This window comes from Citrobacter sp. Cpo032, from assembly GCF_030332975.1.
In the GTDB taxonomy this organism is placed as follows: Bacteria; Pseudomonadota; Gammaproteobacteria; order Enterobacterales; family Enterobacteriaceae; genus Citrobacter; species Citrobacter portucalensis.
This window is the reverse complement of sequence record NZ_JAOWGU010000044.1, coordinates 428,162-445,266: the sequence shown is the minus strand read 5'-3', so window position 1 is coordinate 445,266 and position 17,105 is coordinate 428,162. Positions and strand designations below refer to the sequence as shown.

At 54.8% G+C, this 17,105-nt stretch carries 15 protein-coding genes; 7 read left to right on the top strand and 8 right to left on the bottom strand.

The annotated features are described in order from the left end of the window. Positions 1–53: 53 nt before the first annotated feature. The 3 genes from OGY33_RS13220 to OGY33_RS13210 all read left to right on the top strand — a co-directional run bounded on the left by OGY33_RS13220 (position 54) and on the right by OGY33_RS13210 (position 3,572). Positions 54–1,493 carry a sugar porter family MFS transporter gene (locus OGY33_RS13220; protein ID WP_048215775.1) on the top strand — a complete coding sequence of 480 codons (1,440 nt, stop codon included), beginning with the start codon at positions 54–56 and terminating at the stop codon, positions 1,491–1,493. After that, positions 1,493–2,335, top strand: coding sequence for an aldose 1-epimerase (locus tag OGY33_RS13215; protein ID WP_071446847.1), 843 nt, complete (start codon positions 1,493–1,495; stop codon positions 2,333–2,335). Before OGY33_RS13220 ends, OGY33_RS13215 begins: the two co-directional genes overlap by 1 nt. Positions 2,336–2,423: 88 nt before the next feature. Beyond that, the gene (locus tag OGY33_RS13210; RefSeq protein ID WP_048215777.1) at positions 2,424–3,572 is read left to right on the top strand and encodes a 3-phenylpropionate MFS transporter; all 1,149 of its coding nucleotides are present in this window, start codon (positions 2,424–2,426) and stop codon (positions 3,570–3,572) included. Here OGY33_RS13210 and csiE read toward each other — a convergent pair. From csiE to OGY33_RS13175, 7 genes are all read right to left on the bottom strand, one after another. Further along, complete coding sequence (csiE, locus tag OGY33_RS13205) at positions 3,567–4,844, bottom strand: stationary phase inducible protein CsiE (RefSeq protein WP_032944230.1); 1,278 nt, start codon at positions 4,842–4,844, stop codon at positions 3,567–3,569. The genes OGY33_RS13210 and csiE overlap by 6 nt on opposite strands. An 882-nt stretch (positions 4,845–5,726) precedes the next feature. After that, positions 5,727–6,326 carry a KpsF/GutQ family sugar-phosphate isomerase gene (locus OGY33_RS13200; protein WP_191238230.1) on the bottom strand — a complete coding sequence of 200 codons (600 nt, stop codon included), beginning with the start codon at positions 6,324–6,326 and terminating at the stop codon, positions 5,727–5,729. After that, a complete protein-coding gene (locus OGY33_RS13195; RefSeq protein ID WP_008785469.1) occupies positions 6,323–7,960 on the bottom strand; it encodes an FGGY-family carbohydrate kinase in 1,638 nt (545 codons plus the stop codon). Before OGY33_RS13195 ends, OGY33_RS13200 begins: the two co-directional genes overlap by 4 nt. A gap of 17 nt (positions 7,961–7,977) precedes the next feature. Then, positions 7,978–8,931, bottom strand: coding sequence for an ABC transporter permease (locus tag OGY33_RS13190; protein ID WP_003037658.1), 954 nt, complete (start codon positions 8,929–8,931; stop codon positions 7,978–7,980). Between the two features lies 1 nt (position 8,932). Beyond that, positions 8,933–9,922: an ABC transporter permease gene (locus tag OGY33_RS13185; protein WP_191238231.1), complete on the bottom strand. Its 990-nt coding sequence runs from the start codon at positions 9,920–9,922 to the stop codon at positions 8,933–8,935. Continuing rightward, positions 9,915–11,423 (bottom strand): sugar ABC transporter ATP-binding protein, encoded by a 1,509-nt coding sequence (locus OGY33_RS13180; protein WP_047358245.1) that lies wholly within the window; start codon positions 11,421–11,423, stop codon positions 9,915–9,917. The genes OGY33_RS13185 and OGY33_RS13180 overlap by 8 nt, the downstream gene beginning before the upstream one ends. Before the next feature lie 103 nt (positions 11,424–11,526). Beyond that, positions 11,527–12,510 carry an autoinducer 2 ABC transporter substrate-binding protein gene (locus OGY33_RS13175; RefSeq protein ID WP_003037665.1) on the bottom strand — a complete coding sequence of 328 codons (984 nt, stop codon included), beginning with the start codon at positions 12,508–12,510 and terminating at the stop codon, positions 11,527–11,529. Between the two features lie 420 nt (positions 12,511–12,930). Here OGY33_RS13175 and OGY33_RS13170 point away from each other — a divergent pair, with 420 nt between their 5' ends. Then, the gene (locus OGY33_RS13170; protein ID WP_048225041.1) at positions 12,931–13,569 is read left to right on the top strand and encodes a DUF1007 family protein; all 639 of its coding nucleotides are present in this window, start codon (positions 12,931–12,933) and stop codon (positions 13,567–13,569) included. Next, positions 13,560–14,540, top strand: coding sequence for a nickel/cobalt transporter (locus OGY33_RS13165; protein ID WP_191238232.1), 981 nt, complete (start codon positions 13,560–13,562; stop codon positions 14,538–14,540). The genes OGY33_RS13170 and OGY33_RS13165 overlap by 10 nt, the downstream gene beginning before the upstream one ends. 70 nt (positions 14,541–14,610) lie before the next feature. Here OGY33_RS13165 and suhB read toward each other — a convergent pair whose 3' ends face one another. Continuing rightward, positions 14,611–15,414, bottom strand: a complete 804-nt coding sequence (gene suhB / locus OGY33_RS13160; protein WP_003835237.1) for an inositol-1-monophosphatase — start codon at positions 15,412–15,414, stop codon at positions 14,611–14,613. A gap of 118 nt (positions 15,415–15,532) precedes the next feature. Here suhB and trmJ point away from each other — a divergent pair, with 118 nt between their 5' ends. Both trmJ and iscR read left to right on the top strand, forming a co-directional pair. Beyond that, complete coding sequence (trmJ, locus tag OGY33_RS13155) at positions 15,533–16,264, top strand: tRNA (cytosine(32)/uridine(32)-2'-O)-methyltransferase TrmJ (RefSeq protein ID WP_191238233.1); 732 nt, start codon at positions 15,533–15,535, stop codon at positions 16,262–16,264. Between the two features lie 239 nt (positions 16,265–16,503). Continuing rightward, the gene (gene iscR, locus OGY33_RS13150; protein ID WP_003037674.1) at positions 16,504–16,995 is read left to right on the top strand and encodes a Fe-S cluster assembly transcriptional regulator IscR; all 492 of its coding nucleotides are present in this window, start codon (positions 16,504–16,506) and stop codon (positions 16,993–16,995) included. The last annotated feature ends 110 nt before the right edge of the window (positions 16,996–17,105 follow it).

Here is a 17,105-nt window from a genome sequence, read left to right as displayed (position 1 = left end):
TAACCTCACCCGAAACCTACTGTACCCTGCGTTTCCCTGAAAGAGGAATCATAATGAATAACGCGCAGACACATTTAAAGATTGGTTACGTCTGGACTATCTGCCTGGTTGCGGCCTGCGGAGGTTTACTGTTTGGCTATGACTGGGTGGTGATCGGCGGGGCAAAACCCTTCTATGAAGCATATTTTTCGATTACCGATCCGGCACAATCCGGCTGGGCGATGAGTTCCGCGCTGGTTGGTTGTATCTTTGGCGCGCTGATTTCCGGCTGGTGCGCCGATAAATTTGGCCGAAAAATGCCGCTGATTCTCTCAGCGATCCTCTTTAGCGCTTCCGCCTGGGGAACCGCCGTCGCCAGTAACTTCGATATGTTTATTGTTTATCGCATCGTTGGCGGCGTGGGGATTGGTCTGGCGTCTGCGCTAAGCCCACTGTATATCGCCGAGGTTAGCCCCGCTGAAAAGCGTGGTCGCTTTGTGGCCGTTAACCAGCTCACCATCGTCATTGGCGTGCTGGCGGCGCAGCTTATCAACCTGATGATTGCCGAACCTGTTGCTACAGGCGCTACGCAGCAAGCAATTGTTGAAAGTTGGAACGGTCAGACGGGCTGGCGCTGGATGTTTGGCGCAGAATTAGTGCCCGCGGTAATTTTCCTGGTGCTGATGTTCTTTGTTCCTGAATCGCCGCGCTGGCTGGTGAAAGCGGGAAAAGCCGATCGTGCGCGCGCCATGCTGCAGCGCATTGGTTCGGCGGAATATGCCGGGCAAACGCTGAAAGAGATTGAACATACGTTGCAAAAAGATAATCACAAGGTCGCGTGGTCAACGCTGTTACAACCGCAGATCAAACCGATCGTGATTATTGGTATGGTGCTGGCAGTGTTTCAGCAGTGGTGTGGGATCAACGTTATTTTCAACTATGCGCAGGAGATCTTCGCTTCTGCCGGATTCGACATCAACGGTACGTTAAAATCGATCGTGGCGACAGGGATCATCAATCTGGTCTTTACCCTTGCCGCTCTGCCGTTAGTGGACAAAATTGGTCGTCGTAAACTGATGTTGTTCGGTGCGTCAGGATTAACGGTTATTTATGTACTGATTGCCGGGGCGTACGGGTTGGGCATTATGGGCTGGCCGGTTTTGGTTCTGGTGCTGGCGGCGATCGCTATTTATGCCCTGACGCTGGCTCCGGTGACCTGGGTGCTGCTGTCTGAAATTTTTCCTAATCGCGTTCGTGGGTTGGCGATGTCGCTGGGGACGCTGGCGCTGTGGATTGCCTGCTTCCTGCTGACCTATACCTTCCCGCTGCTCAATGCGAGTCTGGGCGCGTCGGGAAGCTTCCTGCTGTACGGTGTGATTTGCGCGATGGGCTTCATATATGTTCTGCGTAATGTACCGGAAACCAAAGGCGTGACGCTGGAAGCGCTGGAAGAACAGCTGGCGGCGCAACATACAAAAGCTGGCACATCAGCCCAGCAACGAAGCGCCCGATAATGGATGGTCTGCTGACGCTACAAAACGCACATCTGCGGATGTGCGTAGACTCGCAGGGCGGTTCGCTATTAAGTCTGGTTTCGTTACAACATCAACAGGCCATTTTACGCGAAGGTCATGGTCAGCAACCCGGTGATTGCGGCCTGTTCCCGATGCTGCCGGTCGCGAATCGGGTGGCGGGAAATCGTTTTATGCTGCGCGGTGAAGAGGTGGTTTTACCTCAACATGGCGCAGATGACACCTTTTTCCTGCACGGTGACGGCTGGCTGCAACGCTGGCAGGTTATCACTGTCACCCAAAGCGGTTGTTTGCTGCAGTTGCGCAGTTGGCATCCCTGTGGCTACGACTATACGGCGCAGCTTTGCTATCAACTGGAAACCTCGAGCCTGCACGCCTCGTTGACGCTCACTCATTGCGGTGAGCAGCCAATGATTTACGGCTGCGGGTTCCATCCGTTTTTCGCCTTTGATAAGCGCAGTACGGCGCAGTTCACCGCAAGCGGCTACTGGCCTGAGGGGGAGCAGCATCTGCCGCTGGAATGGCAACGTGATATCCCTTCAGCGGCTGATTTCATGCATGCGCAATACGGTGAGGATAGCTGGCTGAATGTCGGATATTCTGGCTGGAGCGGGCGGGCCGTTATTCATCGTGATGTGATGAAAGTCACGATTTTAGCGCAAACTCCGTGGTTGATGCTGTTCAGAATGTCGGGTGAGGAGTTCCTGTGTCTGGAGCCGCAAACGCATCCGGTGAATGCCCACAACATGCAGGGGCAGCCGGGATTGCAGGTTTTAGCGCAGGGAGAACGCTGCCATTTTGCGATGCAAATTAGCATCGAATAGGGCAAAAATCATGTTATCTGCCTGTTAATGCTCTCTTGCGCCAGCCTGCGTTTGTCGCCAGACTATCGCCTCCAAACGGGAGGGATTCATGGCTTTGCATTCCACGCGCTGGCTGGCGCTCGGTTATTTCACCTACTTCTTTAGCTACGGTATCTTTCTGCCTTTCTGGAGCGTCTGGCTCGAAGGGTTAGGGCTGACGCCGGAAACCATCGGTTTACTGCTGGGGGCGGGGCTGATTGCCCGTTTTCTCGGTAGTTTGCTGATTGCGCCGCGTGTGAGCGATCCCTCTCGGCTGATCTCAGCGTTACGTATTCTGGCCCTGTTGACGCTGGTGTTTGCGCTGGCCTTCTGGGCGGGAACCAACGTGGCGTGGCTGATGGTGGTGATGGTCGGTTTTAACCTGTTTTTCTCACCGTTGGTACCGCTGACCGATGCGCTGGCCAACACCTGGCAGAAACAGATAACCATGGATTACGGTCGGGTGCGACTGTGGGGATCTGTGGCTTTTGTGATCGGCTCCGCGCTAACCGGCAAACTGGTGAGCCTGTTTGACTATCGGGTGATCCTGGTCCTGCTATCGCTTGGCGTCGCCTCGATGCTGCTGGGCATGATGATTCGCCCGAGCGTGCAGCCTGCGGGTGAAAACCGTCAGCAGGAGAGTGCGGGATGGCCCGCCTGGCGTGCGCTGATAACCCAGAGCTGGCGTTTTCTTGCTTGCGTGAGTCTGCTACAGGGTGCGCATGCTGCGTATTATGGTTTCAGCGCCATCTATTGGCAGTCTGCCGGATATTCCGCTTCGGCGGTGGGCTATTTATGGTCACTAGGTGTGGTGGCGGAGGTGATTATTTTCGCGCTTAGCCACAAGCTGTTTCGTCGCTTCAGCGCCCGCGATCTGCTGCTGCTTTCCGCCGTTTGCGGGGTGGCGCGTTGGGGATTGATGGGCTGGAGCACCGAGCTGCCGTGGCTGATCGTGGTGCAAATCCTCCATTGCGGAACCTTTACCGTCTGTCACCTGGCGGCAATGCGTTATATCGCGGCACGCCAGGGGAGCGAAGTTATTCGTTTGCAGGCGGTGTATTCCGCGATAGCGATGGGCGGCAGTATCGCCATCATGACCGTATTCGCGGGCTATCTGTACCAGAATCTGGGCAGCGGCGTGTTCTGGGTGATGGCGCTGGTGGCGCTCCCGGCAATCGTTCTGCGCCCGAAGGTGGTCGCGCAGCCTGCAACGTTATGATTCGAGGATTTTGCGGATCTGCTGCTGCTGATGCGGCGTAAGCGCCAGATCCGCATGAATCAACGGGGGTGAAAATAGCGGTAACGGCGTGGTGTAAGGCGTAATAATCAGCGTTACGCCGCGCGGGGCACCCTCTTTTTGAAAGTCCTGCATCGGCATATGTTTTACGTTGAGCGGCAGCAGCGTCAGTTCGCGCAGCTGTTGCTCTATATGCACTTCAAGTTGTTCGTTACTACCGGTCAGCAGGATAATCTGCTTTTCGTGTAAATCCTTCTCCTGCATCAGCCAGGCGCCGAAAATAACGGCCACCAGCCCGATCTCTTCTTCGGAAAATTGCACATCGTATTCGGCCTCGAAGCCGTGAATCGCCTCGCGGGTAGTACGAACCAGCCGGGGATAAAGGCGGCTGAACTCCTCCGGCAGCGTGTTATCAATGCCGATGGCAAACACGCTGCGGTTCAGTGCCTGAGCCAGGTGGATATACAACTGGTCATTCAGCCCTTGCTCATCGCTGAAGCGCACATTGCCATACTCGCGAAAACGCAGCACCAGCCGCGCAATAGCAAGACGCAAGCGGCGATCCTGCTGGTGATTATCGCGGATGGGATCGGGGATGCGAAGCATTGAGAACAGCAACGCCATAAACAGCGATTCGCCCAGCGGTGCACTCTGCATGACGTGGCGCTGCCAGTGACGGCCAATTTCCTCTGCGAGAGGATATTCCGCGCAGGATTGCGCCCAGCGTTGCTGGAGTGGGTTAAACTCCGGGGTGATCCCCGCGTGGTGCTGTAGCAGGCAATACTGTAAATACAGGCGCAGGAACTGGATGTCACGACACTCAAACGGCTTCTGCAAGCGCCGGGAGCACAGATTAATGAGCGCATGCAGATTGGTGTCGTCATACAGCGTACGTGCGATCCCCCGTTGTTTTAGTTCTGCTTTTAACGCCGGGGTAAACTGCTGGGCGATAAAGGCAGGGCAAATCCGCAGGCCACGGCGCAGCCACTGCAACAGACACAGACGCTGATTTAGCGGGGTTCCTTCGATCGTATAGCCACCATTCTGCGCGGTGGCTATCGCGAGCCGGTGATAGCGCTGGATTTCGAGTCCTGCGCCAATAATATCTTCCTGAACCGTGGCATCATCGACACCGTTGAGGCTGCTGAAGGTTTGTGTAGTAGCGATTTGCCCCGGCAGGAAAAGCGTCAGCAGCACCTGGCAACGGCGCTGGGGAGCGGAAAGTACAGATGGTGGGGCAAGCGTTGACATCATCTGTAGGATCTCCCGTGAGTATGTTTGATAAGAATAGTTAAAGTTTGCGCATAGATTTGAGGAATGGAAAGCTTTACGCCAGGAATGCTGGGGAGCGTCACAGAATTTTTAACGTGCGGAACAGATAGCGGTAGTGGAACGCAGCGCGTTAATCCGCTTTTTCACTGTTTTATCTTTTGTTTAGATATGCCAGAGATGTACTGCATGTCATGTTAAACATGATGGAGAATATTTTATTCCGCTATGGGGTTCCGTTCACCCCAGCGTTATCACTTCTCTGAATCATAGATACCCGTGAACGTGCAAGGGAGGCTCACCGCCGCCTCCCTTGCATCCCAGGCTCCCGGCGGGAAAATCGTCGCGATGCGATTCATTCGTCTTATGCCGTCTGCCTGTCGGGTCGGGGACGAGCCTGCGTCCCTGCAGGCCGTCCACTCTGCCCGCATCCCAGCGGGCAGACCCGGTCAGCCGTCAACGACTCATCGATTTTCAGCCGGACCGGGGTCATCGCTTCAACGCTCTGACTTCCAGTGAAACCCGTTTTGCTGTTTAAACAAAAAACGCAGATGGTCAGGTGTGGCTGGTCCGGCTGAAAATTGCCGACGTGTTTCCGTAAGGCCGGGAGAGCCAGCATGGATGCTGGCTCAGGGCGCGCTTTGCAAGGACGCTACCTCGCGCCCGGCCCGGTAGCCTGGAGGAATAAGCGGAGGGTATTGCGTAGCAACAATTTTCCCGCGGGGAGCCGGGATTGTTAAGGGTACGGCGATAGTACCCTTAACACGTTCACAGGCAGTATCGTTTCAGAGAAGTGAAAAACATAAGGTGAACGTAGCAATATACCGGAGGCAACAGATTCATTACCTCCGAAACAGCTGTCTGGCGTTACTTACCACGACTCAGCGTTAATCCCACATCGCCGCCGGGATGCACCGCCAGCAGCGTCTCCTTTGAGTAGCCGCTTTCACTCATCAGACAGGCGCAGGCGGCGTCAAAGATCGCCAGTACCAGCAGAATTGAGGTCGTCGCCAGCATGTTCAGCGGGTCGGCCTCACGCTGGACGCCGGTGGAAATCACCAGCCTCGACGCTTTAGCAATGGCTGAATCGGCGTTTTCAGTCACGCTCAGAATAGGCACATTTCGCGCAGTCAGTCCGGGCAGCAGCCGGGTGAGTTCGTCCGAATTCCCCCCACGCGACAGCATAATCACCAGGTCGTTGGCGCGTAAAAAACCGAGATCGCCATGCGCCGCGTCCGTCGCGTTGAGGTAGATCGCCGGGCGTTCCACGCACGCAAGCATATGCGCCACTTTACGCGCTGCGATGCCGGAGGTACCGACGCCGGTAACGACGATTTTCCCCTGACAGCCGCGCAGCTCCGCCATCAGCGACTGCCAGAGCGGTTCAGTCAGATGCTGCCCCAGACCCGCCAGGGCATCGCTATAGAGCTGAAATACGCCGGTGGCCTGAGACCAGGAGTCGCTCATGCGTCCTCCTGCATCAACTGGCGGTATTTCATATGATCCTGATACATCTCGTGGAATACCCGATATTTGCGATCGTAGTACTGCTTAATGCGATTTGTTTGCGGGGTAACCGTTTTACCAATCCGGCTCATCGCCGACATCGCTTCCGGGAAGGTTTCGAAAACGCCCGCGGCGATAGTTCCCATCATGGCGCCACCCAGCAGCATGGCTTCGCTCTCTTCAGGCAGCAGCATCGCGCAGCCGGTGGCGTTGGCATGTTCCTGAACGAAGATTGGGTTTTTCGTCCCGCCGCCGCTGGCCATTATCGTATCGATGGTGTAGCCGCTTTGATTCATCGTTTCAATGATATGGCGGGTTCCCAGCGCAATGGCCTGGATGGTCGCAAGGTACTGTAGCGCCATATCTTCCGGCGTACGTGACAGTTTCAGTCCGGTGATGGCGCCCGTGAGCGTTGGGTTAGCGCGCGGCGAGCGGTTGCCGTGGAAATAGGGTAGGATGTGCATATCGCGGGTTAAAAATGCGATATCTTCCGGTTCACCGGCCATTTTACGCAACAGCGCATTCAGCACTTCGTAAATGGTCTGCCCCTGAGATTTAGCCTGCGCCAGCAGGGTTTCGTAGCAAGGATGCGACTGAATAACGTGGTCGATTAACGCCCCGGTTGCCGACTGTCCACCTTCGTTAAGCCAGTATTCTGGCAGCACGGCTGAGTAGTAAGGGCCCCAGACGCCGCCGATAAAACGCGGCTCTTTGGAAATCGCCATGTGTCCAGTGGAAGTGCCGCCAATCAGCGCGATACGACGGTCAAAATCCGCAACCTCGCCGGAAACACCGCTTGCCCCGAGCGTGCCGAGGGTACCGGCGTGGGCATCGATGATCGAGACGCTGACAGCGGTCCCCGGAATCAGCCCCATTTCGCTGGCGGCGCGCGCGGATAGCCCGTGACCGAGCGGTTCGCCCATGGTTTTCACGTAGCGACCAATTTTGGCAGCATCATGCTCCAGCAAATCTTCCAGCCCAATCTGGCGGAAATAGCTGGCATCCCATTTGTCTTCATGGCCCATATAGGTCCATTTACACACCGTCGAACACAATGAGCGTGTGTCATCGCCCGTTGCGCGCCAGGTCAGGAAATCGGGCAGGTCAAAGTAGTATCCCGCATTGGCCCAGGTGTTGGGCATATGTTGCTTCAGCCATAGCAGTTTTGGCGTCTGCATTTCCGGGGAGATAATGCCGCCAACGTAGTCCAGCACCCGATGATGCAGGGCGTTGATGCGCTCGGCCTGAGTAATGGCGCGGTGATCCATCCACACAATGATGTTCTGTTCGCTGCGCCCGGACGGGCTAATGGTCAGCGGTTTACCTTCTTTGTCCAGCACCACCAGTGAACAGGTCGCGTCAAAGCCGAGACCTTTAACCTGGATAGGGTTGATATCCGACTGGTTAATCGCATCGCGAACCGCGTTACACACCGCCTGCCAGATGTTATCGGAAGACTGCTCAACAAAATCGGCCTGCGGGCGGTAAATCTCGATGGCCCGACTGGCCTGACCGACCATTCTGCCGTTGAGATCAAACACGCCAGCACGGGCGCTTCCGGTTCCGACATCCACACCAATAAAGTAACTTGCCATAATTTTTTCTCCTGAAATCAGGCTTTACGATTCTGTAATGCGATAAAGAGGATCAGCACCGCGCCCCACAGCGCCATCGTCAGATAGCTGCTGACCCCCAGCAAGTTAAGGCCGCTTTCCAGCATTTGCAGCACAATCAGTGCCAGCACCAGGCCGATAATGCGCCCGAAGCCGCCATCCGGGTTGATACCGCCGAGGACGGAGGCAAGGATGGTGACCAGCAGGTAGGATTCACCGTATCCGGCTTTAGCTGAGTTGAATTTCGCCATCATCAAAATGGCGGCGACCCAGCCGAGCAGGGCAGAAATCACGTACACCGAAATTTGTACCCGTACGGTATTTACGCCGCTGTAGCGGGTAGCCTGTTCATTGGAACCAACGAGATACAGGCTACGCCCAAGTGTGGTGTGTTCCAGCAGTACCCACAGCAGGATTGCCACCAGGAAAAAGAGCAGTAGCGCCACCGGAATACCGGCAATCGTGGCGTTACCAAGGTACTGAATGGCGGTCGGGAAACCGGAAATCACCGTCCCGTTGGAAAGCAGAATATTCAGCCCGGAGATAAGCGTCATCGTGCCGAGCGTGGCGAGAATAGGCGAGACCCCGACCCAGGCAATCAGCGCACCGTTGAGCGTGCCGATAGCCACCGCCACGGCAGCGCCTGCCAGCAGCGCCAGCACCAGAAACAGCGGGTTATCCGGATGGGTGACGATAATCGCCGCCATCACCAGCGAGCATGCGTTCGCCCCGGCAATAATCGACAAGTTAATGCCGCCGGTCAGCATGGTCATGCCCATCCCGAGGGCCAGCATGCCGAGGATTGGTAGCTGTGAGCCAATCGACTGGAAGTTAGCGACGCTGAAGAAACGGCTGCCGAGCAGGGCCGAGAAGACCAGGGCAACGACCACAATAATCACGCATTGCAGGCGAATGATGGCATCACCGGGTAAAAATCTGGCGATTGTTTTCATCTCAAAGCTCCCTTGCCAGTTTGCGTTTTTCGTTCCAGGCCGTGGCGCTAATGCTGACCAGGATAATGGCGCCGCTGAACACGGTGTGCCAGTAAGAGGAGACGCTGAGCAGCGTCAGGCCATTTTGTAAGAAGGCCAGCAGAACCACGCCAAGCAGGGTTCCGGTCAACGTACCGCGCCCGCCGCTCATGCTGGTTCCGCCGAGTACTACCGCCGCCAGCACCGTCAGCTCAAAGCCGAGCAGCGAATTGGGCGCAACTGACTGGGTGATTTGCGCCTGAACCACGGCGGCAACGCCTGCCAGAATGCCCATGTAGCCATAGACGTAGAAATGCAGCTTCAGCAGATTCAGCCCCAGGCGCGAGGCCGCGTCGCGGTTGCCGCCCATGGCGTAAACCTGACGGCCAAGACGGGTATAGTTCATCAGTACGGCGGTAAAAATGATCACCGCCGCCAGGCACAGCAGGGGCAGGGTTAAACCGTAGTCGTAGCCGTCTGTCGCGGTGAACGACAACCAGTTAATGCCGTTCATAAACCAGTCCGGGAAGCCGTACAGCCAGGTGCCTTTGGTGGCGTAAACCAGCAGACCGTAGTATACGTTCAGCGTGGCGATGGTAATGATGATTGCCGGAACGCGTAGCCAATAGACCAGAAAACCGTTGATCAGCCCAAGCAGCAGCCCCACCGCAATGGCGATGATTAACGCCAGCGCGAAGTTACCGCCGTGACCGATAACCCAACTGGCCATTGCATACTGGGCTATCGCGGTCATCGCCGGAAATGAGATGTCGATCCCGCCGGAAATCAGCACCACAAACAGCCCACAGGCCAGGATGCCGAGAATCGCGTAGCTGGTGGCCACATCCGTCAGGTTCCCCAAAGACAAGAACTCGTCGGTGCTGATGCTCAGCCCAACGGCAAGGGCTACAACCAGCAGGCCCAGCCAGAACTCATGTTGCCCGATTAAACGGGAGAGATGCATCTTATTCATTGATTACCTCGACCACTTCAGCAATCTCCTCTTCACGGCATTGATGAGGATTAAATTCCGCCACCAGCTTGCCGCGACGCATTACCAGCACGCGGTGGCTGTTGTAATACGCTTCCGGGATTTCATCGCAAATCATCAGCACCGCCATACCCTGTTCCGCCAAATCGCGGGCTATCTGGTAAATGCCCTCTTTGTTGGCGATATCCACGCCGACGGTAGGCGAGTCGAGGATCAGGATGCGGGGATTGGTCGCCACCCATTTGGCAATGGCGATACGCTGGGCATTACCGCCGGAAAGGGTTTTGACCGGCAGGTGCGGATCGGAGACTTTAATGTTCAACTCGCGGATCAAATCGGCGACCAACTTTTGCGCTTTACGGTGATCGAGCAGGCCGCTACCGGTGTGCAGTTGATCAAACACCGTGACGATGGTGTTGTCGTAGATCGACTGCTCCATGATCAGCCCCTGCGTCAGGCGATCTTCTGAGACATAGCCGATCCCGTGTTTGATGGCGTCATGGTTATTGCGCAGAGTAACCGGCTGACCGTTAATGCGAATCTCGCCGCTTTCCGGGTGCGTCATACCAAACAGGCTCAGACAAAGCTCGGTGCGTCCGGCACCCAACAGACCGACGATGGAGACAATCTCGCCGCCATGCAGCGACAGATTAATGTTTTGGTATTTGCCTCTGCGGCTCAGATTGCGCAGCTCAAGCAGCGGCTCTTGCTCAATCGCGGGCCTTTCCGGCAACGGGCTGTAGTGGAAGCGTTGTCCGGTCATCAGGAAGGCCAGCTCGTGGCTGTCGAGTTCGCTGGCAGGGTATGTACCCACCAGTTTGCCGTCGCGCATTACGCTGATGCGGTCAGCCACTTCCATCACCTCATCCAGACGATGGCTGACAAACACGACGCAAATTCCGGCCGCTTTCAGTTCATTAACTACTCGCAGCAGGCCATTAACCTCCTGGCGGGTTAGCGAAGCGGTGGGCTCGTCCATAATCACCAGACGCGCATCGGCGGCAATCGCCCGGCAAATGGCGACCAGCTGTCGATCAGCAATTGAGAGTTTTTCAACTTTTTTATCAGGATCGATATTCACCCCAATACGTTTCATGGCTGCCAGCGCCTGCTGCTTCATGGCACCACGACGCACCCAGATATCACCACCCGGCAGATAGCGGTTGACCGCGATATTTTCTGCGACGCTAAAGTTGGGGAACAATGACAGGTCCTGATAAATAACCTGAATGCCATAATGCGAAGAGAGCTGCGGCGTCAGGTGATGGAACAATTTGCCATCAAGTAAAATCTGCGCGCCTTTTTCCGGGTGATAAACCCCGGAGATCACTTTAATAATGGTACTTTTACCACAGCCGTTTTGACCCGCCAGACAGTGAACTTCGCCTTTTCTCAGCGTCAGATTCACGTTATCCAGCGCCAGCACGCCCGGGAATTGTTTGCTGATATTCTCAAGAGTGATAAATGCGGTGGTGTCTGCCATGGACAATACCCCTGCGCGCGTCCGGGGGGACGCTGAGTGTTAGTTTGGTTGATAGCGCCGACCAGGCGGTCGGCGTTAAGGTTCCCTGGTGTTGGCTAAAGCCTTAGAAACCAAGTGATTGTGCGTTGTCTTTGGTGACTTCGAGGATCTTGTTAAAGCGGATCACTTTCTTCTCCGTGTCGATATCGGCTTTCCCTAAACCATCGATACTCAGATCGGCGTTCACTTCTTTGCCCTGCAACAGCTGATCGGCAACAGTGACCAGCGCGTAGCCCGCGTCTTTTGGATCCCACAGCAGCGCTTTTTTGATATCACCGCGCATCAGGTAAGGTGCTGCCTGCGCTGGCATGGCGATCCCGACGACGGCGATCTTATCTTTAGCGCGTTTTTTCTGCACAGCCTGACCCGCACCGATTGGACCCAGTGAGCCGAAGCCGATAATGCCCTTCATCTGCGGGTAGGTTTTCATCAGATCCAGCGTTGTGGCGTAGGATTTATCGATACTTTCCGCGACCGGCAGACGTGAAGTGACCTCGAACATTTCCGGGTATTTTTCTTTCTGGTACTTAATTGCATAATCCGCCCACGCGTTATGCAGTGGAACCGTCAGCGAACCAACATAGATGGCATATCCGCCTTTGCCGCCCATATTTTTCGCTAACTCATCGACGTTGGCCTGTGCGTATTTTTCACTGTCGATGGTTTCGATATCCCACTGGCCAATTTGCTCATCCGGGGATTCGTGCGTCAGCACCACGATGCCTTTATCGCGTGCTTTTTTCAGTACCGGCTCAAGGACCTTGGCATCATTCGGCACCACGATGATCGCATTAACGTTTTTGGCGATCAGATCCTCAATCACTTTCACCTGCTGCGCCGGGTCCGGCGTTGAAGGTCCGGTCTGGTAAGCATTCACATCCAGTTTTTTTGCTGCTTCATTTACGCCGGTTTCCATCCGGTTAAACCATGGGATCCCGGTGACTTTGGCAACCACAGCAATTTCATATTTTTCCGCCGCAAAGGACGTGCCGGACAACATGCATGCAGAAACCAGGGTTGCACTGAGTAATGCGAGTTTGAATTTCATAGTTGTACCTTTCGTAGGGGGCAGGACATGTCACGGCGTGAAGTTAACAATGAATGGAAGAGGGAATGAATCATAAGTTTTGCGAATGTGATCTATGCCCATTGTTGTGAATTTATGGAAATAAAATGGTTAATAATTAGTTAAATTTGCATGGTTTTACATTCAGTCGTTCAAATTAAGTGTTAATTAAATATTAAAATGAAACCATTAATTAACATATCGTTATCATTTGGCTTAAGTTTTGACGCCGAAAAGGTGTTTGAGGGGAATTTCCCGAAGAAGAAATTATCGAAACTGAGAACTGAATCGATACCGGAAAAGGGTGCTCAATATTTTTTCGTTCAATGGTATCCTCAGCACACTTTCGCCAAACCAGGCATCATTATTTGTGGCGGTGTAGATTTTCATCGTGGAGAACTCATGCAAGGCGTTAAACGTATCATTATCACGTTGTTTCTCGCTGTCCTGTCCTTTGGCGCAGGCGCGCATCCCCACAGCTTTATCCATCTGAAAACTGAGATAGTGAGCGAGAATGACCAGTTCGTCGCGCTGAAAATGCGCTGGACGATGGATGAAATTACCTCGGCGGATCTGCTTTACGATGCGGGGAATGCCAAACCTGGTGATGAGATCTGGAAGAAACTGGCGGCGGAAGTGATGGCCAACGTTCTCGGGCAGCACTATTTCACCGAAGTGTGGCACGACGGGAAAAAGGTAAAGTTTAAAAACAGGCCGACGGAATATGGCATGGCGCGGGAGGAACACCAGGCAGTGCTGACGTTCGTTTTGCCGCTGGCCGAAGCTCAGCCGCTGAGTGGTCAAAAATATACCATTTCAACCTTCGACCCGACCTACTACGTTGATATGAGCTATGACAAAGATAGCGACGCCAGGCTGGGGCAGTCCATAAGCCAAAAATGCCGGATTTCAGTACATACGCCGACGCCGAATGAACAAACGTTGAGCTTTGCGCAGTCGCTGGATAAAGAAGACGCACCGCCGGAGGATATGGAGTTGGGTAAACAGTTTGCACAGACGGTAACGCTGCAATGTCAGTAGTGTATCAACAACGCGCAGCCAGACGTCGCTGGCTCATGCTATGGCCGCTGGCGGTGTTTTTGCTGCTGGCGGCAGGCTGCATACTGTGGCTATGGCAGGCCTGGCCGCAGGTGATGATGAAAAGTGTCGTCTGGCAGCGCGACGTTAACCAACAGATGAGCGGGTTGCTGAAAGCGGTTGCTGCCAGGCCGGCCCAGGCCGGGGGATCGCTGCTGCTATTTAGTTTTCTCTACGGCGTTCTGCACGCGCTGGGGCCGGGGCATGGAAAAGTCGTCATTACCACCTGGCTGGCAACGCACCCCTCGAAGCTGAAGTCGAGTATTGGCCTGACGCTGGCCTCATCTTTATTACAGGGGCTGGTCGCTATCGGACTGGTGGTTGTGGTGCTTACCATCTTGCAGTTGCCTGCACGACAGCTACATATGAGTAGTTTCTGGCTGGAGAAAGGAAGTTATGCGCTGGTTGGCGTGTTGGGCGTTTTATTGTGCGTCCGTGCGCTGAAGAAATTGCGCCAGCTGCTGCGCCGCCCAAAATTCACAGCCTTCACGCCGCATCATGTGCATCACGAGGGTTGCGGCTGCGGGCATCAGCATTTACCCGATCCTGAACAGCTGCAAAGTGGTGATGACTGGCGTGCCCGGTTGATGATCGTGCTGTCTATGGGGATGCGCCCGTGCTCGGGGGCCATCATGGTTTTACTGTTCAGCAAAATGGTTGGCGTGTTTAGCTGGGGTATGGCGTCGGCGCTGGCGATGGCGGCAGGAACCTCTTTGACGATTACGTCACTGGCTCTGCTGGTACACAGTTTCCGCTCGCTGGCGGTGAAACTTAGCGGGCATAAAGCGCCGGTATTGTGGCGACAGATTGGCTGGACGACGCTGGCATTAGCCGGTGGTGCGGTGCTGATCGCTGCTGCGGTAGTGATGTGGATGAGTGCGGTGCCGGTGGGGCGAGGGATAAGACCGTTTTAGGTCAGAGCGGTATAGTATGAATTGTAGGCCGGATAAGACGCGAAAGCGTCGCATCCGGCACCACAGCTGATTAACGCTTCAGCGCGTCGCTCAGTTCGTCACGCATGTTCGCCAGCATGGCTTTCACTACGCGCGGGTTGCCTGCAACGATGTTACCGGTCGCCATGTAGTTATGACCACCGGTAAAGTCGCAAACCAGTGCGCCAGCTTCACGGGCAATCAGTTCACCTGCGGCGAAATCCCACGGGCGCAGGCCAATTTCGAAATAACCGTCAACGCGGGCTGCGGCAACGTAGGCCAGATCCAGCGCAGCAGAACCGGTGCGGCGGAAGTCCGCGCATTCGGTAAACATGTTGCCAAGAATTTTCATGTAAGAAGCGGCGTGCTGTTTGGCTTTGAACGGGAAACCGGTGGCGATGATGGTGCCATCCAGATCGCGGGCGGTGCTGCCACGCAGACGGTAGCCGTTCAGCTGTGCGCCCTGGCCACGGGTTGCGGTGAACAGTTCGTTACGCATTGGATCGTAAACAACGGCGACTTCAGTACGACCTTTGATGCGTACAGCGATGGATACCGCGAAGTGCGGCAGACGTTTTACGAAGTTGGTGGTGCCATCCAGTGGATCGATAACCCATTGAACATCCAAATCTTCACCAACATGTTCACCGCTTTCTTCGGTGATGATGGTGTGCTGTGGGTAAGATTTGCGAATCGTTTCGATAATAATCGCTTCGGCGGCTTTATCGACGTTAGTCACGAAATCATTGCTGCCTTTCTGGCTGGTTTCTACAGAGTCTGGGGTTTCGTAGTGTTTGGCAATTACATTACCCGCCTTGCGCGCTGCGCGCACGGCGATGGTCAGCATCGGATGCATCGGTCTCTCTCACTGGATGTTAAAGAACGGGAAAACGGCGCAGAGTATAGCAGCGAGTTCGGAATATGTCTTCGTTTTATGATAATATGCCCGAATAATCTTTAGCCGAAGAAATACAATGCTGCAAAATATTCGAATCGTGCTGGTGGAAACCTCTCACACTGGCAACATGGGCTCTGTAGCCCGCGCAATGAAAACCATGGGTTTAACCAATCTGTGGCTGGTAAATCCACTGGTTAAACCGGACTCCCAGGCAATCGCCCTGGCTGCGGGGGCCAGTGATGTGATCGGCAGTGCGCAGATCGTCGATACGCTCGATGAAGCGCTGGCAGGTTGTAGCCTGGTGGTAGGCACCAGTGCGCGTTCCCGCACGCTGCCGTGGCCGATGCTGGATCCGCGTGAATGCGGTTTAAAAAGTGTCTCTGAAGCGACGAACTCGCCGGTGGCGCTGGTCTTTGGTCGTGAACGTGTTGGTCTGACCAACGAAGAACTGCAAAAGTGCCATTATCACGTCGCCATTGCCGCGAACCCGGAATACAGTTCGCTCAACCTGGCGATGGCAGTGCAGGTCATCTCTTATGAGGTGCGCATGGCCTGGCTGGCGACGCAGGAAAGCGACAAGACCGTAAATTACGAAGAAGCAGAGTATCCGCTGGTCGATGATTTAGAGCGTTTTTACGGTCATCTGGAGCAAACGCTGCTGTCGACCGGGTTTATCCGCGAAGGGCACCCGGGGCAGGTGATGAATAAACTGCGTCGTTTGTTTACGCGCGCGCGTCCAGAGAGCCAGGAACTGAACATCCTGCGCGGGATTTTAGCTTCAATCGAGCAGCAGAATAAAAGCAAGTAACTGTACTAATGCCGGATGCGCTTCGCTTATCCGGCCTACAGGCCGCACGATTCGTAGGCCGGATAAGCGAAGCGCATCCGGCAAGTGAAAATGGCACTGAAGGTTAAATACCTGACTAAATTAGTCAAGTAAATAGTTGACTGATTTAGTCGGGAATGTCAGACTTGCCCCTGCTATGCAATACCCCCATTTTACAATAAAAAACCCCGGGCAGGGGCGAGTTTGAGGCTAAGTAAGACATGAGACTGACATCAAAAGGGCGTTACGCCGTGACCGCAATGTTGGACGTTGCGCTCAACTCCGAAACGGGCCCGGTACCGTTGGCTGATATTTCTGAACGTCAGGGAATTTCCCTGTCATATCTGGAGCAGCTGTTTTCCCGTTTGCGTAAAAACGGTCTGGTTTCCAGCGTACGTGGACCAGGCGGCGGGTATCTGCTGGGTAAAGATGCCGGCAGCATCGCAGTAGGTGAAGTGATTAGCGCTGTTGACGAGTCTGTAGATGCGACCCGTTGCCAGGGCAAAGGCGGTTGTCAGGGCGGCGATAAATGCCTGACCCACGCGCTGTGGCGCGATCTGAGCGATCGTCTGACCGGTTTCCTCAACAACATTACGTTGGGCGAACTGGTAAATAATCAGGAAGTCCTGGATGTGTCTGGTCGCCAGCATACCCATGACGCTCCACGCACTAATCGTGCTCAAGACGCGATCGACGTTAAGTTACGCGCATAATAAAAGTATTTTAGAATCAGGCCGGGGTGCTACACACCCCGTTAACTCGGTCGTACATCCAGCCGGTTGCCTGATTCCTTGCATTGAAGCGATGTACGGAGTTTATAGAG

Coding starts and splice junctions, on each gene's coding strand:
- OGY33_RS13220 (WP_048215775.1), top strand. CDS start 54: ATGAATAACGCGCAGACACATTTAAAGATTGGTTACGTCTGGACTATC.
- OGY33_RS13215 (WP_071446847.1), top strand. CDS start 1,493: ATGGATGGTCTGCTGACGCTACAAAACGCACATCTGCGGATGTGCGTA.
- OGY33_RS13210 (WP_048215777.1), top strand. CDS start 2,424: ATGGCTTTGCATTCCACGCGCTGGCTGGCGCTCGGTTATTTCACCTAC.
- csiE (WP_032944230.1), bottom strand. CDS start 4,844: ATGATGTCAACGCTTGCCCCACCATCTGTACTTTCCGCTCCCCAGCGC.
- OGY33_RS13200 (WP_191238230.1), bottom strand. CDS start 6,326: ATGAGCGACTCCTGGTCTCAGGCCACCGGCGTATTTCAGCTCTATAGC.
- OGY33_RS13195 (WP_008785469.1), bottom strand. CDS start 7,960: ATGGCAAGTTACTTTATTGGTGTGGATGTCGGAACCGGAAGCGCCCGT.
- OGY33_RS13190 (WP_003037658.1), bottom strand. CDS start 8,931: ATGAAAACAATCGCCAGATTTTTACCCGGTGATGCCATCATTCGCCTG.
- OGY33_RS13185 (WP_191238231.1), bottom strand. CDS start 9,922: ATGAATAAGATGCATCTCTCCCGTTTAATCGGGCAACATGAGTTCTGG.
- OGY33_RS13180 (WP_047358245.1), bottom strand. CDS start 11,423: ATGGCAGACACCACCGCATTTATCACTCTTGAGAATATCAGCAAACAA.
- OGY33_RS13175 (WP_003037665.1), bottom strand. CDS start 12,510: ATGAAATTCAAACTCGCATTACTCAGTGCAACCCTGGTTTCTGCATGC.
- OGY33_RS13170 (WP_048225041.1), top strand. CDS start 12,931: ATGCAAGGCGTTAAACGTATCATTATCACGTTGTTTCTCGCTGTCCTG.
- OGY33_RS13165 (WP_191238232.1), top strand. CDS start 13,560: ATGTCAGTAGTGTATCAACAACGCGCAGCCAGACGTCGCTGGCTCATG.
- suhB (WP_003835237.1), bottom strand. CDS start 15,414: ATGCATCCGATGCTGACCATCGCCGTGCGCGCAGCGCGCAAGGCGGGT.
- trmJ (WP_191238233.1), top strand. CDS start 15,533: ATGCTGCAAAATATTCGAATCGTGCTGGTGGAAACCTCTCACACTGGC.
- iscR (WP_003037674.1), top strand. CDS start 16,504: ATGAGACTGACATCAAAAGGGCGTTACGCCGTGACCGCAATGTTGGAC.